A 16,504-nucleotide genomic window follows, 5' to 3' on the forward strand; every position below is an offset into this window, starting at 1 on the left:
GCTAAAATTTATTATAATTCATTTCCGTTTTTAACCCCGTTTATGAATGCCATAGCATTATCAACCGTTGTCTGACTGATTGCATTTAATGCCTCTTTTGTAAAAAAACCCTGGTGGGATGTAACCATTACATTCGGAAAAGATAATAGCCTTGCCATTGTAGAATGACCCAGTATTCTCTCAGAGAGATCTTCATACACACTGCCATTTTCTTCTTCATACACATCCAGACCCACGGCAAAGAACTTTCCTTCTCTGATTCCCTTTATGAGATCTTCTGTTTTGATAAGTCCGCCTCTGGATGTATTGACCAGTATAACACCATCTTTCATTTTATTAATCGTTTCCGTATTAATTAAATGATAGGTATTTTCAAACATAGGACAATGAAGGGAAATCAAATCCGATTCCTTTAACAGTATATCCAGATCCACATATTCCAAAAAGTCCAGCGTATTGTTAGGATAAAGGTCATATCCGATCACCCGCATGCCAAATCCTCTGCAGATTCGTGCCATTGCTATTCCGATTTTACCGGTGCCTATGATACCGGCAGTTTTACCATAGAGATTAACTCCCATTAGACCGCTTAAGCTGAAATCATTTTCACGGCCTTTAATATAAGCCTTATGAGTATGACGGTTTGCGGTCAGAACCAGCGCCATTGCATGTTCTGCCACCGCTTCCGGTGAATACCCGGGTACATGCATAACCGTAATACCATATTTTTTTGCCTGGTCCAGATCTACATTATTATATCCTGCCGAGCGCATCAGAATTAATTTCACACCGCATTTATTCAGCATATCTATAGCGGGTGCGCTCAAATCCATATTTACAAATGCGCAGACTGCATCATATCCCCATGCCAGACTGGCCGTTTCCGGTGTCAGATTTGGCTCTATATATGTGATGTCAAGATCTTCATATGTTTTATCCTGCAGTATTTTCGAAAAAAATTCTTCATCGTAATTCTTTGTTCCAAAAAATAAAATCTTCATGTGATACCTCCTCTTCTTATTTAAAAGGTAATAGAGCATCCTGCAGCTAAAGTCACAGGATGCTCTATTATTATAACACGCTTTTTAATTGGATGATAGGCTCCGATTTTTCATCAATCATCAAATCTGTCCTTGATACACTGGGGGATGTTATCATTATACAAGTACATATAGCTTGTTATGGTATCACCCTTTTCATTTTTATAAGTTACGTTCACATCGTAAGCGGAAGACTGGGGAAACAGGAAGTAGTCATTTCCACCTGAATTTACCAGATTTTCCGCAATTTCCTTGAAATCTTCCTTCGAGCTAAAGACTTCTTCCCGGCTGCCCTTTTCTTCATACTTCAAAACTCTCATTGAAATCACCTTATCCGGGTCAAGTTTTGCGTCTACACTGTGACCATATTCCTTCAACAGTGCCAGAGTTTTTTCAAAGCAGGGATATAAGGTATACGTTCCACTTGGAACCTTTTTATTGATTCCCTCTAACCGGATGCTGACCAGACTGGATGCTTTCATGTCTTCGTATTTCATATTTGCAAGTTCTTCCCGGAAGGTATCAACCAGAGAAATAAGCTGCTTGCTGTTCAGATTCAGCTGAATGGATTCATCCGTTTTCACCAGCTCTATCTTGCCGACCTCATCTCCAGTCAGATTAATTGCCGGATATAATCCTTCTTTAAACTCCTGTGTCTGATAAAGATCTGCTAATGCTTTTTCAAGTACACTATGCTCTGCCTGATAGGAACGAATCTTTTCTTTTCCGTTTTTCAGACGGTATTTCACAATCACATAATTCGTTGATACATCTTCCGGTTTATTTATAGCAGACTCTACGATTTCATAAATGCTGTCCATCTTTGTCACCTGCATATGATCCAGTACATATGATTTCGTATCGGTACCGGAAATGTAAATTCCATTGTCACTCCACTTCTCGTATACATTGGTTGCCAGGCCGTCAATCCAGATAGCTGCACTTTCCACATTTTCTTCTTTAGGTATATTGCGGTCATAACCAAATACATCGAACCGGAATATTCCAATAATCGCAAATGATACGATCAGCGATGCCAGCATCAGTTTCTTTCTAGCCAATACTTTTGTAAAATCAATATGATAAATAAACTCAATAATCGCACTGCTTATTACTCCGCCAAAAATCACACCAAATGCCAGCCAAAGGTCCTTACCTTCAATTGCCATCATATGGGCTATAAATCCGCACCCGATTGATATGGGAACTACCAACAGGAATTTAATAACCGATTCTGATTTTGGAAATGCTATTGCACGCTCAGATGCTTCAGAAGAGCGTATACGGTACAGATAAAGCACGATTACAAGCATTGCTGCGAATGCCGCTATTGCAATCAGCAGTTCTTTCAGGAACATTGATCCCTCACTGGCAGCTCCAACCGTTAGTCCATAAAGGAAAAGAGGTGAAAAATATTCCGCCAGCTGCATCCAGAAACTTTCATTCTGATAAAATGTTTTAAAGAAGATACTAAATAGTCCTGTCGCCAGGAAAATAACTCCGGGCAGATACAACAAAAATACGGTTACAGCAAGTATACCCACCACAATTTTACCTGTGAGCATCATGGCAAGAATTACCGTTATATAAAGCAGCAGGTAGAATAAAATATGAATAAATCCTCCCAGCAGCACCTGACCCACTACTCCGCCGGTAGTTACTCCTCTAAGTGCCCCGATGAACAGAACAATCAGCATATTTACAAGAAAAGGTACCACAAACTGCAAAATTCCACTTAAAAACTGCACCCAGAAGAAGTGGTCTCTCTTAATGGGAAGACTGTGGTAAAAATCCAGTTTTGTAGAAGAATGCAGATAGCAAAATCTGGATACACCGCATAAAACTGCACTGGATACTGTGAGAAAAATAATGACACCGTTATAACTCAGAAGATCGGCAAACTGTGCCGTTACTTCTTTCATGGTGCAGCCTCCATTTTTAAGGCTTGCCAGCATCTGGTCTAAGGTAAATATCCCCCGTACCGTAAATAGCAGGAAAAATACCAGAGAGATAATCGCTATAATGCCGCCGCTTCGTTTCAAATCCTGCTTCAATAACTTAGAGAATGAGATTTTTGATGTCATATCCTGCCACCTCCGTTTCACTAATAAATATTTCCTCAAGCGACAGTGGAAGTATTTCATAAAATAAAGGTTTCTTGCTTCCAACCAATGCCAGAATTGCTTCCTTCTTACCGCGTACGGTGAGGGATACAAGAGAACCTCTCTTTTCATACTGCATTACATCCAGCTCTTTTAGAATTTCCTCTTCCGCCGTAGGGTTCTGAATTACATACTGCAGCTTATGGATTTCAAATCTCATATCTTCCAGATCTCTTGACAACAGGATACCGCCTTCATGCAGCAGACCCACGTGGTCGCAGATATCTTCCAACTCTCTTAAGTTATGGGACGCAATAATCGGCGTAAACTCCCTGTTTAAAATTTCACTTGCAAAGATACTCTTTACCGCCTGTCTCATAACCGGGTCAAGCCCGTCAAACGTTTCATCACACAGCAGATATTTCGTGTTAGTGCAAATTCCAAGCAATACAGATACCTGTTTTTTCATACCTTTTGAAAATGTATTGATTTTGCGTTTCATATCCAGTCCAAATTTTTCTATCAGTTCTATAAATCGAAATTCACTGAACTCCGGATAGATAATTTTATAATACTCCATCATTTCCTTTACCGTAGCATTGTTAAAATAATACGGTGTGTCGGGGATAAAGCAAATTAACTTTTTTGCCTGAATATTTTCAAAAACTTCCATATTATCAATCTTGACAGATCCTTTGTCTGCCTTTAATATCCCACTCAGAATTCTCATGAAGGTACTTTTTCCGGCTCCGTTGGTTCCAACCAAGCCAAATACGGAACCCTCCCGAATCGTAGTGCTGATATCCGTAATTGCTTTAATGTCGCCAAATGACTTACTAATGGACATTACTTCTATCATACTTTACCTCCCCATACACCTCATCAACTTTAATGTAAAATTCATCCCTCGTGATTCCTAATTCCTTTCCCTGTGATACAACCGTCTGAAAATCATCAAAAACAACTTTCTTCTTTTGTATCAGCAGATTTCTGTCTCCTGTGACAAAATTCCCCTTTCCTTTTACAGGGTAGATAAATCCCTGCTGCTCCAGTTGCGTATAAGCTTTCTGGATTGTATTGGGGTTGATTGATAAATCCATTGCCAGCTTGCGTACAGAAGGCATCTGACTGTCAGGCTCCATTACACCCTTCACAATCAGCATTTGAAACTTTTCCACAATTTGCTCATAAATGGGCCGCCTGTCTTTGTAGTCAACAATAATCATGAGACTCTCCTTTCTGAAATACTGCCATATTATCTGTACTATCTATATTAGTACACATACATTGTTTTTGTCAACGCTATATTTCTTAGGAAAATCTAAAGATTTAAAACATCAATTCTACTTAGCCTGAAGACCGCACTTTACATTCGGTAGTTCAGAAATCTTACTTTATCAAATGGGAATCTTTAAGATTCCGCACAAAAAAAGCCGGGCTATTCTCACCTATGCGTGAAAACTACCCGGATTGCTGCACAATTCGTACCATTTCTTTGAATTTTTTCCATACTGACTCTTACCGCCCACATACTCAATACAAAAGCTCTTTTACTCCCTGATATGTATGAATGTATATATTATATTTATGTGCACCTACGCTCCTAAGCTTTTTAACAAATAATCTCTGGCTTCTTCGGAATTCTGATAGTCTGCATCTTCTTCTAACATATAGTTTATGGTTACATTCCATTCACTTGCCGGGAATTGCAATGCCGGGATACCTTTGATGGCTGCACATATCTTTGTCTTATTGTATTTTGTATTTACCTGGCGCAAGTCTGAAACATAACAGTCAAGCTCCTGCGCTAAAATATCCAGTACAGACTTATTAAAGTTCTCCATAATTTGTGCTTCCTTTCCGAACAATATGATAACATCCGTCTAGAAAAGTAGACTTTTTTTGACAGATTAGAAAGTGGTAAATAATAGCATTTAACCCTACATTTAGTATTATACATAGTATGTCAAAAAAAGTCTACTTTAACTGGCAAAAAAAGTCTACAATTTTTGATAAAAATTTAATTATTTTCCATTTTTAACCAATTAAGAAATGTCTGATGGGAAATTCCCATTTTCTTTGCCGCCTTGCGGCTGGATATTTCTCCATTCAGCCAAACCTTTCTCCATTTCGGGAAATCCGGATGAATCGGTTTCCGCGGCCTTCCAAAGCGAACCCCTTTCAAACGCGCTGCTGCAATCCCCTCCGCCTGCCTGGTTCTTATATTCTGTCTTTCATTTTCCGCTACAAAGCTTAATAGCTGCAGCACTAAATCAGCAATAAAAGTACCCATCAGATCCTTACCCTGCCTGGTATCCAGCAATGGCATATCCAGCACATAGATATCTATTTTTTTCTCTTTTGTCAATACTCTCCACTGATAAATAATTTCTTCATAATTTCTCCCCAGCCGGTCAATGCTCTTAATCACCAGCAAATCCCCCTCTTTCATCCTTCGTACCAGCTTTTTATATGCGGGCCGGTTAAAATCCTTTCCACTGAGCTTATCCATATAGATATTCTCCATTAAAACAGGCAGTGCCTGTAGTGCAAGCAGCTGCCTATCCTCGTTCTGGTCCTTGGATGACACTCTGATATAACCGTATGTTTTCATAATCTCATCATATCCTTTCTTCTTTCGTATGAAATTATGATAACGGAAAATGAGCAGAAAATTATTACCAATTTATGGTAATTACCATTATTACAAGAAAAAACAGTACTTTCTGCCTCTATTTCGTTAGAAATAAAGAAAAAGTACTGTTTTTATAGATGTTACTTTTTAAATATCAGCCAACTATTTTATAATATGTCTTAGCCGTCATTGTAAATACAAAACTATATATGATGGCAAAAATGATAATGGTACCGATTGTGCATATTACAAATAGATCCGTATTGAATAAACCAAACATAAATAAAAGTTTGCTCATCATGTTAAATGCTGCTGCTACATGCAGGATCGCAACTACCAATGGGAGGAAAAAGACCGTGAGAATCTGACTCCTTATACTCTTTTTTACTTCTCCTTTACTCATCCCCACCTTCTGCATAATAGAAAATCGTTCTTTATCTTCATATCCTTCAGAAATCTGCTTATAATAAATAATCAAAACAGTTGCCATCAGGAATAAGACTCCTATAAATACGCCAATAAATAAGAAACTGCTAATTGATGCCCTGAGCATAGCTGCTCCACTGTCTCTGTCGCTGAGGTTAATAAAAAGATCTTCACTGGCTTCCAGCATTGTCCTCAATTTCTTATGAAGTACATTAGTATAATGATCCAGTGTTTTCTGGTCTCCGTCTGCATTAAATCCAATAAAAGTATCCGGTTCCTCACTTCCCGAATTTATGTCTGTACCTGCGGCTATACAAATATTATTGATAATCTCCTGATTTGCAAAAACGACTCCATACCCATCCAGCATATTAATTGTAAGGTTTGCTATCATATCATTATCTTTGATTTCTTCAGATACTTTATATTCACTGCTCCCTATTCTTAAGGTTGGATAGGCAAAGCTTTTCTTAAAGTCAATGATCAGCACCTCATCTTCTGCCAGTTTCTTATCCGTACCCATTACCTCATTATAATTGTCAACGGTCATTAACATACAGGCGCTGAGATTTCCCTGATCCACTCCCACTAACTGTAATTCATTATCTATCTGAGAAACTCCCAGTGAATTATAGCGGTATTGAAAATAATCCTTTACCTTGATATTATTTTTTTCAGCTTCTTGATATACAATATTCTTCATCTGCTCCACTTCCTCTTCTGTTGCATGGTAGGAAGTCATAGAATATTGCTCCGGATACATATTATGAATCAATTCTTCAATTCCGATATTTAGAGAAATCGTTGTTGCGATACTGAGCAGAACCCCTGTACTGAGAATACAGATATTTGCAAGTCCTACTGCATTCTGCTTCATGCGGTAGATCATACCGGAAACAGATGTGAAATGCTTTTGCCGGTAATAAAACGCCTTGTTTTTCTTCAGTATTTTAAGAAGCGCTATGCTTCCGGTAATAAACAAGAGGTAGGTGCCTACAATGACAAGCAAAACTGCAATGAAAAACTGAATCAATGCATCAATCGGAGATTTCACGGTAATTGCCATAAAATAGCCGACAGCCGTACATATTAATCCAATAAGAGCTGTGATCCATCTTGCCTTGGGCTCTTTTTCCCCCTTATTCCCTCCGTAGAGAAGCTCAATCGGTTTACTTTTTCCAGTCATAAAAAGATTTGAAAGCAGCGTACAGGCAAATATAATCCCAAAAAGAATCAGCGTACTGCAAATCGCATCCCTACTCATGATAAATTCAAAATCTACATTTGTCTGAATCAGCTTAAGCAGGATCAGGAACATCAGTTTACTAATTAAAATTCCCCCCAATAATCCAATCCCAAGGGATACGGCAGAGGTAAAAATACATTCATAGAGCAATATTCTGCCTATATGGCGCTTTTCCAGGCCCAGGATACTGTATAGCCCCAGTTCTTTTTTCCGGCGCTTCATTAAGAAGCTATTCGTATAGAACAGAAAAATCACTGAAAAAATTGCTATGATTGACTGCCCAAATTGCAATACCATTCTTAACGATTCACTCCCACGCATCTCATCGATTCCCGGATTGCCCGAAATAGCACTCATAACCAGATACATGATAATCGTACATATGCAGGTCAGCATATAAGGCACATACATTCCGGCATTTTTACGAATGTTCGTTACTGCCATTTTAGGGTAAAAAGAATTACGCATTCTCTTCACCTCCTGACGCTAATACCGTCAAGGTCTCCGTTATTTTCTGGAACATGGCATCATTATTCATAGATCCTCTGTATAACTGATGGAATACCTCACCGTCTTTTATAAACAATACGCGCTGCGCATGGCTTGCAGCCCTGGTACTGTGGGTTACCATTAGAATTGTCTGCCCTTCCTTATTAATACGGGAAAACAACTTTAACATCTGATCCGATGATTTTGAATCCAGCGCACCGGTAGGCTCATCTGCCAATACAATCTGGGGATTTGTAATCAAAGCTCTTGCCGCCGCTGCTCTCTGTTTCTGACCTCCGGAAACTTCATATGGATATTTCTTCAAAATATCCTGAATGTGCAGTTTCTCTGCCAGAGGTTCCAGTCTCTGACGCATCTCTTTATAATTTTTACCGGATAAAACCAGCGGCAGATAAATATTATCTTCTAATGAAAAAGTATCCAGCAAATTGAAATCCTGAAAAACAAAACCCAGGTTCTCTCTGCGAAATGCCGCAAGACCTTTGTCTTTTACCGACAACATACTATTTCCATTTAACAAAACATCTCCGCTGGTTGGTTTGTCCAAAGATGCAAGTATATTCAATAACGTGGTTTTACCGGATCCGGACTCCCCCATAATAGCGACATACTCGCCTTCCTCAACAGAGAAATTCACATCGGTTAATGCCTGTACCTGATTCCCTCCAAAACGGGTGGTATATATTTTTTTTAAATTTTTTACTTCTAAAAGTGCCATAGTCTTCTTCCTCTCTAACTTTTTCTGATCTTATTGTAATAAAAAAAGAAATGGACTGCCATAATATTAGCTTACATTTTCTATTCGATAGCTTACATTTCTGTAAGGTTGTAAAGTAATATATAACTCCTGATATCTACATATATGCCCATATTAGAGGGGTTTCAGCATTTTAGCTTTCATATAAATCCTTATAAAACCTTATATCTCCATGGTCAAATGGTGTAAAAATGGTGTGAAGTTTTTTTATTAATAAAGTAGTATTTCTTTTTTTCCTTTATAATATTATAAACTCTATCTGTCATAGGTATGGTTCTATTTCAAGAACGAGTTATGGGGAAATTGATTATACTTTGCTCTTTTTCCAATAAATAACATAGTATAGGATAAAGAGTATGACGGCGGCCGCTAACGGAATTAGAGCATTTATAATAGAGAGTGTACTCGACCATATTTGCCCTTGCCCCTGTGTTACATCAAGAAAAAGGTTCACCATAAAGGTTACTGGGCTTAAAAGCAACAACAAAACAGCACTGTAAGCAACTTTCTTGCCCTCAATTTTTTGAAGAGGAAAAATGCAACCCAAAAAAACACTATCAGAATGGGTGCTATACTAATACCCATGGAAAAAATCGGTACATGGTACTCCGTTAAACTATTTATCGCATAATCAAGCACATACAAAAATGGTACAAGAAAAATGCTTATATTGATGAGCGAACCGATGATTCCCTTCATCCCAAACTTTATCGCAGGAAAAAATACAAGCCATGCAAAAATGCTCACACTAATTGGTATGAGAGACCATGTAAATGTATTGGAAACCATTAAATTTACAAGGGATACTACAATGATAGCCAATAGAAGAAAAAAGGAAAAAACAGCAGCCCAGATATTTTGGGTCATTTTAATTTTGCCCATTGCTGTCTTTACTCCATATTCCAAAGCATTGTGGATACTTGCTTTCATATTTGCCTCTTCCGAATTATTTTTTTCGCCATTTAGCAATTCCGCTATTGTGATTCCAAGAATGTCTGAAAGAGGCAATAGCAATGAAATGTCAGGGAAACTTAGCCCACATTCCCATTTCGATACTGCCTTATCGCTGACGTGAAGTTTTGCCGCCAAATCTTTTTGTGTCATTTGATTCGATTTTCGTAACTCTGATATTAACTGTCCCATTTTTTATTTTTCATACTAAACTCCTTCGTATATTTATATGTTTATTTTACAAGAAAAAAAGCATTCACACAAGAAACATACAGTAGAATTGCGCAAAAATAAAGTAAACTAACAGTAGAATTTAACAAATGTTCAATCGATCATTGTTGATCTACATTTCACGCAACAGATTTCAGCTGCTCCGTCACCCCTGCGGCTTTCACCATTTGGACCATAAGCTCGGTTGCATCGGTAAGCTCTGCAAAACCCCATAACTCTTTTCTCTGTTTCCGCTTTATCATTTCCTTTTTTGTCATTCCTGTTTTCCTCCTATTTAAACCGTTTGCCAAATGCCCTCCTGACTGGATGCCGTCATGCTCCGGGGATTCTGCTAACTGCCCGGTTCTGGACTATCCGCCCTCGGGTGAGCTGTAAAAGCTATCCACGTTTGCCTTAAATTAAATAAGCCCATAACTGCGTTTAAGCGGTTACAGGCTTGTTATTGTGGTGTTTAATTTAAAATGATTTGGTTATTAATTTTGGACAATAAAATTAACTTCTTTCAATGTATAAGATTCGTTATCGTCATTATAAAACGAGTCCACTACATATGCCTCTAATGTCAATCGTTTATTTGCCCATTGAATAAGATTTAAGTTTTTAAATGTAAATTTACCTCTCCTATCTGATTTAACTGCTGCAATTTTATTCCCACTAGGATCTCTTAACACTATTTTTGAATTCTTATTTGTAATGCCTGATATTATCTTAGTATTTTTATTAATCTTTTTATAGGATGAAGGATTAACAAATGTTATGCTCTTTACTACTGTTAGCGGACTGTAAATTTAACTTCTTTCAATATGTTCTTTTCCCCATAAAGTTGATCGACAACAAATGACTGTAAAGATAATGTCATTCCTGCCCATTTTTTCAGGTTTAGATTTCTAAATGTAAACTTGCCTTTTCTATCCGTTTTAACGGAAACAATCTTTTTACCCTTTGGATCTCTAAGGGATATTGTTGAATTTTTATTTGCAATACCTGATATTTTTTTTGTGTTTTTATTGATAACACTAAAAGATGTAGGTTTAACAAGCGTTATAGTTTTTACTAAATTCTGAAGTTTAACGGTACTCTTATACCAAATACTATTTCTTCTCCAATGCCGTGGTATTTTTTTATTAAGTTCTTCTTCACTTATTTTATTATACTTTAGTCCGATTTCTGAAAGACTTGTATATCGATTTAGGTCTGGTATTTTTTTTATTTTATTAATCTGAACATCAAGTGATTCTAGTTGTGTTAATTTTTCAATACTTTTTAAACTTGATATTTTATTATAATTCAACGAAACATATCTTATATTAAATAAGTTTTTTATTGGGTTAATATTTGTAATTTGATTATGATCAGCATATAAACTAGTTAAATTGAATAAATTTTCTATACCCGATAAGGATTTTATATTATTAGACGAAACATCTAATTTAGTTAGATTTTTAAGCTTTCCTATTCCTTTTAATGTTTTTATTTTGTTTTTTATTTTATCTTTACTGGCGTCTAATCGCTTTATTTTTTCTGCATCTTTTTCTGTAAAATTTTTGCTTTTTCCAACTTCACGTAATATAGTTTGATACAAAACTCTATCTGGTATTCCAGTTTCGTCATTAGGAATAATTTTACTTTTTGCAGCCATTACATTCAACGGCATCAATACACACATTAAAATAACTAATGATGTCAAAAATATTTGTTTTTTTCTATACATATTCTTCTCCTCATAATTAAGATCTTGTTTAGATTTTATTTAGAAGCACTCTTCTCCCTTCTTCCTATATTTTCACAAAAAGTTCACAGTATTATATTTAAATATATATCATATTTTCATCAATTTTTCACCCCCCTATTGACTAACTGGTAGCCATCCTCGTCTAGTTGGTAATATTATTCATTACACATCGTAGATAAATGCTTTCAAAAAAATAGAGACATACCAAAGTACGCCTCTATCCTTAAATCTTATTCTACTTTCACATTACAATATGCGCTTTTTCCACTGCTTGTCTTAAGCGTGATTCTACTTCTCCCCTTCTTAAGCCCAGTGACTACACCCTTGCTGGAAACCTTAACAATTCCTTTTTTGTTTATTGTCCATTTTTTCGTATCTGTTGTGTTCTTTGGATATACCGTTGCTTTCAGTGCGAATTTCCTGCCAACTTTCAGTGTTAGTCTCTTACGGCTTAGTTTTACCTTGGTAGCCTTTCTCTCCTTAACATTTATATTGCAGGTAGCTTAACTTCACTGTTGTCTTTTACTGTACATGTTACATGTATAACCGGAAAAACTCCAGTTTTTCTGAGCAGATTTAGTTTTATTCCTCATTCTCTTTTTTTACAATCCACTAATATGAGCATTGAAATACATGATTTTTTACTCTGCAATTACATTTATTAAAAGATATACCGACGCCTTTATACCATATTTCAACATCCTTAAACTGAATTGTTGAGCGCCTGATGCACATCAATTGTTATTGTCCTATCGACTACTCTGAAATCACCATTTCATTGGCTGCCACATCATAATTTATCCCCTATGAAGCCACCACAATGCTAATTCTAGCCAGTAATCATATTATGGCTGATATGATGACACATATACCGGAAGATACCATAGCAATGGGCAATGTAGCTCCGGCAGCAGGATTTCATGCTTTTTTTTGCAGCAGTGAATGAATTTTACAACTAATTATGTATAGGGCTGCCACTCCATGCATCCCTCAAGTTTTTTTATAGAAATAGGTTTGATAAGATAACCATCTGCACAAATGGCGGTTGCTTCCCGAATATATCGGTCGTTTTCCGTTACAAAAATGACATTGGCCTGCGGATTACATTTACGCACCCTGGATACCAGCATAAATCCATCTATTCTACGCATTAAAACCTCTGTAAATAATTGATCTACACGACTGTTATGTGCGTATTTAACTGCCAGCAAAGGATCTGTAAAAGAAACTACTGTATCATTTGTAAACACCAGCTGTATTTTAGCTACAAGATCATCCAGATGCTGTTGATTACTGTCAACCACCATTATATTCATTCTGCAACACTCCTCTCTACTCACTTTCACTTCATTTTCAGCGCTTTTCAAGTACTTTTCATACTTCAATGTGCCTTTAGTATATTTTATCAATGACATCAAAACTACACCATCAAGTATGATCCTGAAAATGAAACCAAAAACAGCGGCTCCCACTGGAGCCGCTCCTTAATTTAAATCATATATTACTATCTATTTATTCCGTTTCCAGATGTTCTCTGTACAGATCAATTGCAATCCGGGTGCCCTGTCCAACCTTTGAAGAAACTTTTATGGAATGTCCAAGCCTATCTAATATCTTCTTGCAAAGATATAACCCAATTCCGGTAGACTTCTTTCCCATTCGTCCATTATATCCGGTAAATCCATTTTCAAATATACGGGGAAGATCCTCTTCCTGAATCCCGATACCGGTATCTTCGATAATTAAGGTCTCACGTTCATCTGGATCCATGTAAACCGATATTTTTCCTTCATTGGTATATTTAAGTGAGTTAGATAAAATCTGTTCGATCACAAAAACCATCCATTTTTCATCAGTTATCACTGTATTATCCATTTCTTTTAATTCGAAAGGAATCTTACGGTAAATGAACACAGAACTATCCTGCTTTACCGCTTTTCGAACCAAATCCAGTACTTTATATTCCTGAAGCTTTAAATCTGCCGACATATTCTCCATACGCAGATATTGCAATACCATATCAACATACCGCTCAATTTTAAGCAGCTGCTGTAAAAGCCCCTGATTTCTGGCATTGTCCTCTACTTGAATCAGAAGGCGCATTGCGGTAATCGGAGTTTTGATCTGATGTGCCCACAATGTGTAATAATCCATCATATCTTTTTTGCTGCGCTCTTCCTGTTCTTTTTCCTGAGCACTGTAACGAAAAAGTTTTAATAATATTTCCTGGTAATCTTTCTCCAGTAAATTTCCTGCATTTGGAAAATCATTACATTCTACGGTAATCCTGCCAAAAAGCCCATAAAGTGCTAAATGCTTGCTACGATATTTCCAATAACTAATCGTACACATAACAGCTCCAACAGCAAAGCACAGTAAAAATGCATAACTATAGATCTTAGCCGGAATGCCATATAAATAAAAAATCAGCAGGAAGATGAAGGAAAATATGAAGATTGCCAATATCTGCATCAGATGGTCTATTATAAATCTGCCGATTATCTTATATTCCTTGATTTTTTCCATTCAGACCACCATATATCCTATTCCCTTTTTTGTTACAATAAATCCGGCAAGGCCTATATCTTCTAACTTTTTACGCAGCCTGGTGATATTAACAGTCAGCGTATTATCATCAATAAAGCTGTCACTTTCCCATAGACGCTCCATAATAGCTTCACGGGATACCACCTTCCCTGCATTCTCCATTAAGATCTGAAGGATTTTAAAATCATTTTTTGTCAGATCTGTTTTTTGTTCCTGATATAATAAAGTGGTATCACTCAAATTTAGTATAGCACCATTATGTTCTAATACATTAGTCTGACCCTGAAATGCATATGTTCTTCGAAGCATTGCCTGAACTTTCGCCGCAAGTACCGTTAAATCAAATGGCTTGGTTATAAAGTCATCTCCACCCATATTTATCGCCATTACAATATTCATGTTATCACTCATAGAAGAAAGAAAAACAATCGGAACCTTAGAGATCTTCCTGATTTCCTGACACCAGTGATATCCATTGAAAAACGGCAGTGTAATATCCATCAATACCAGCTGCGGATCAAATGCAATAAAATTTTCCATGACTTTCTCAAAATCTGTGACAACACTGGTTTCCATCCCCCATGTCCGCAAATAATCCTTTACAGACGAAGCGATTACCATATCATCTTCCACAATCAATATTTTATACATTCTGTCATCCTTTCACTATCATGCGCTTGTTATCAGTATAATCTTTCCCACTTTTTAATATACTGTACCTCCATCATAGTATTTAACCTCTCATCTGTCAAGCAGACCAGCCACTCTCCCTGATCATTTACCGACCTGTTAATGGCACAAAAAAAGAAGGATTCCCACCTTCTCTTTCTATATCAGCATGGTCTGCAGCAACAGCCGCACAACATATTCATACAGCAAAGCTGTGTACAACAGCTTGTATCAAAATTCTGGGGCATTCCGCCATATCCGCTGCCCATGGTCTGATACCATTGCCCACCGGACTCCAACTGTCTCTTAAGCTGTTGATACTGGAAATTATTCGGTTCCAAAGCAGCGGCTCTCGATGCAAAATCCTTTGCATTGAGATTATTGCCGATACCAGCATTGGCAAGTGCACTCAGGTAATACCATTTGGCATTACGCTGTGAAATATTATTTAAAACATTCAGAGCTTCCTGGAAATGGCCGGCATTAATATAATTTGCCGCTGCCTGATATTCAATTGGCTCGCCGCTTTCATACTGGCGCTGACCAAAACCGCCGCCATAGCCGCCAAATCCCTGCCCCTGTCCATAGCCCTGACTGCTCTGTCCGCTATATCCGCCAGTATATCCGCCGGTACGTTCCTTCATAATCTGGTCGTAAGCCTGCTGCACCTCTTTAAATTTCTCTTCGGCCTGATCCTTGTTGGGATTATTCAGGTTTGCATCGGGATGATATCTCCTGCTCAATTTCCTGTATGCTTTTTTTACCTCATCATCAGATGCTGAAGACGGAATTCCCAACACCTTATATGGATCCATTATCATTCTTATTTCCTGCTCTTTCCTTCGTTACTTTTTCGTATTTCACCCAAACTCCGGAATACAATATATTTCTTAGTATATCAACATTTTCTAAAATTGGCAACCTCTCAAATGCTCTGGAGCATTCTGCCATCATCAACATCATAATGTCTTTACATTTACCGGCATAATCAGCATCAGTCATCATTGGTATCAAAGGGTTATAATTTCCTGCCTTTTTGTCCTTTTCCACATCTTCATAAGCATCCATAAGATAGATGAATTTCCCCAGGTAAAAGCCCATCTGACCCAAAGGTTCCTTCCACTCATCTTTTTTATACATAAACAACTCTTTTAATACGGTTCCGGTAAGCCCCGCTGCCACATCCAGATCTTTTTCTTTTCGTACCTCGCACTCGCGCATCTTTTTCATATATCTTTGTATTGCCCTGCGCTGTCTGGGATATCTTTCTGCCGTTTCTTTATACTTCTTATGTATCATTTTAGCAAGAGTCAGTTTGGCTGCATTATGGTCATCAAACCAGTCATCCATAAAATTATGGTAAGCAAGAAGTACATTCATATCCGCCGCATAATCCAGCATTTCATTTTCTGCTATCAATTCTTTTTTTGTAGGATGTAACGCACACCTTTGCATTTTAAGCTCACCCTGAGATTCATAAAGGCTTGATAACAGAAGACCCAGAAAAGTCATGTCAAAAGTCAGCAGCACCTTCCCCCTGACTCCATACTGCTTTCCTAACCGCTTACACAGTCCGCAATAGTATGCCCGGTAGGTCTTATAATCCTTTATTTTAATTTCATCCTGATTAATCGTCACATATCCGAACATCGCTCTAT

18 protein-coding genes are annotated in these 16,504 nt (G+C 37.4%); 1 reads left to right on the plus strand and 17 read right to left on the minus strand.

What is annotated here, in order from left to right; all coding sequences use genetic code 11:
- Positions 1-11: 11 nt before the first annotated feature.
- From QR40_RS23905 to QR40_RS33850, 12 genes are all read right to left on the minus strand, one after another.
- Positions 12-1,001: a 2-hydroxyacid dehydrogenase gene (locus QR40_RS23905; protein WP_044297078.1), complete on the minus strand. Its 990-nt coding sequence runs from the start codon at positions 999-1,001 to the stop codon at positions 12-14.
- A 113-nt stretch (positions 1,002-1,114) separates the two neighbouring features.
- Entirely contained in the window at positions 1,115-3,124 is a 2,010-nt protein-coding gene (locus tag QR40_RS23910; RefSeq protein ID WP_044297080.1) for a DUF6449 domain-containing protein, read from the minus strand.
- Positions 3,099-4,001, minus strand: a complete 903-nt coding sequence (locus tag QR40_RS23915; RefSeq protein WP_027294755.1) for an ABC transporter ATP-binding protein — start codon at positions 3,999-4,001, stop codon at positions 3,099-3,101. The genes QR40_RS23910 and QR40_RS23915 overlap by 26 nt, the downstream gene beginning before the upstream one ends.
- Positions 3,979-4,368, minus strand: a complete 390-nt coding sequence (locus QR40_RS23920) for a GntR family transcriptional regulator (protein WP_027294756.1) — start codon at positions 4,366-4,368, stop codon at positions 3,979-3,981. The genes QR40_RS23915 and QR40_RS23920 overlap by 23 nt, the downstream gene beginning before the upstream one ends.
- A 369-nt stretch (positions 4,369-4,737) precedes the next feature.
- Entirely contained in the window at positions 4,738-4,986 is a 249-nt protein-coding gene (locus QR40_RS23925) for a hypothetical protein (protein WP_027294757.1), read from the minus strand.
- Between the two features lie 176 nt (positions 4,987-5,162).
- The gene (locus QR40_RS23930; protein ID WP_027294758.1) at positions 5,163-5,756 is read right to left on the minus strand and encodes a recombinase family protein; all 594 of its coding nucleotides are present in this window, start codon (positions 5,754-5,756) and stop codon (positions 5,163-5,165) included.
- A gap of 175 nt (positions 5,757-5,931) precedes the next feature.
- On the minus strand, positions 5,932-7,917 hold the full coding sequence (locus QR40_RS23935; RefSeq protein WP_044297081.1) for an ABC transporter permease: 1,986 nt from the start codon (positions 7,915-7,917) through the stop codon (positions 5,932-5,934).
- Positions 7,910-8,677, minus strand: coding sequence for an ABC transporter ATP-binding protein (locus QR40_RS23940; protein WP_027294760.1), 768 nt, complete (start codon positions 8,675-8,677; stop codon positions 7,910-7,912). The genes QR40_RS23935 and QR40_RS23940 overlap by 8 nt, the downstream gene beginning before the upstream one ends.
- A gap of 510 nt (positions 8,678-9,187) precedes the next feature.
- Positions 9,188-9,859: a helix-turn-helix domain-containing protein gene (locus QR40_RS30280; RefSeq protein ID WP_052431034.1), complete on the minus strand. Its 672-nt coding sequence runs from the start codon at positions 9,857-9,859 to the stop codon at positions 9,188-9,190.
- Between the two features lie 158 nt (positions 9,860-10,017).
- Positions 10,018-10,155 carry a hypothetical protein gene (locus QR40_RS31940; protein WP_160295868.1) on the minus strand — a complete coding sequence of 46 codons (138 nt, stop codon included), beginning with the start codon at positions 10,153-10,155 and terminating at the stop codon, positions 10,018-10,020.
- Between the two features lie 515 nt (positions 10,156-10,670).
- The gene (locus QR40_RS23950; protein ID WP_044297083.1) at positions 10,671-11,609 is read right to left on the minus strand and encodes a leucine-rich repeat domain-containing protein; all 939 of its coding nucleotides are present in this window, start codon (positions 11,607-11,609) and stop codon (positions 10,671-10,673) included.
- A 251-nt stretch (positions 11,610-11,860) separates the two neighbouring features.
- A complete protein-coding gene (locus QR40_RS33850; RefSeq protein ID WP_081999034.1) occupies positions 11,861-12,121 on the minus strand; it encodes an Ig-like domain-containing protein in 261 nt (86 codons plus the stop codon).
- 329 nt (positions 12,122-12,450) lie between these two features.
- On the opposite strand from QR40_RS33850, the gene QR40_RS32705 reads away from it, so the two are divergent.
- A complete protein-coding gene (locus tag QR40_RS32705; RefSeq protein WP_276325461.1) occupies positions 12,451-12,576 on the plus strand; it encodes a hypothetical protein in 126 nt (41 codons plus the stop codon).
- A 13-nt stretch (positions 12,577-12,589) separates the two neighbouring features.
- Here the strand turns inward: QR40_RS32705 and QR40_RS23955 are convergent, their stop codons facing one another.
- From QR40_RS23955 to QR40_RS23975, 5 genes are all read right to left on the minus strand, one after another.
- Complete coding sequence (locus tag QR40_RS23955; protein WP_160295869.1) at positions 12,590-12,946, minus strand: response regulator; 357 nt, start codon at positions 12,944-12,946, stop codon at positions 12,590-12,592.
- 196 nt (positions 12,947-13,142) lie between these two features.
- Positions 13,143-14,156 (minus strand): sensor histidine kinase, encoded by a 1,014-nt coding sequence (locus tag QR40_RS23960; protein ID WP_044297085.1) that lies wholly within the window; start codon positions 14,154-14,156, stop codon positions 13,143-13,145.
- Complete coding sequence (locus QR40_RS23965) at positions 14,157-14,828, minus strand: response regulator transcription factor (protein ID WP_044297086.1); 672 nt, start codon at positions 14,826-14,828, stop codon at positions 14,157-14,159.
- A gap of 182 nt (positions 14,829-15,010) precedes the next feature.
- Entirely contained in the window at positions 15,011-15,664 is a 654-nt protein-coding gene (locus tag QR40_RS23970) for a DnaJ domain-containing protein (RefSeq protein WP_044297116.1), read from the minus strand.
- The gene (locus tag QR40_RS23975; protein WP_044297087.1) at positions 15,648-16,496 is read right to left on the minus strand and encodes a DUF5685 family protein; all 849 of its coding nucleotides are present in this window, start codon (positions 16,494-16,496) and stop codon (positions 15,648-15,650) included. The genes QR40_RS23970 and QR40_RS23975 overlap by 17 nt, the downstream gene beginning before the upstream one ends.
- Between the last annotated feature and the right edge of the window lie 8 nt (positions 16,497-16,504).

It is taken from the genome of Robinsoniella peoriensis (assembly GCF_000797495.1).
Classification (GTDB): domain Bacteria; phylum Bacillota; class Clostridia; order Lachnospirales; family Lachnospiraceae; genus Robinsoniella; species Robinsoniella peoriensis.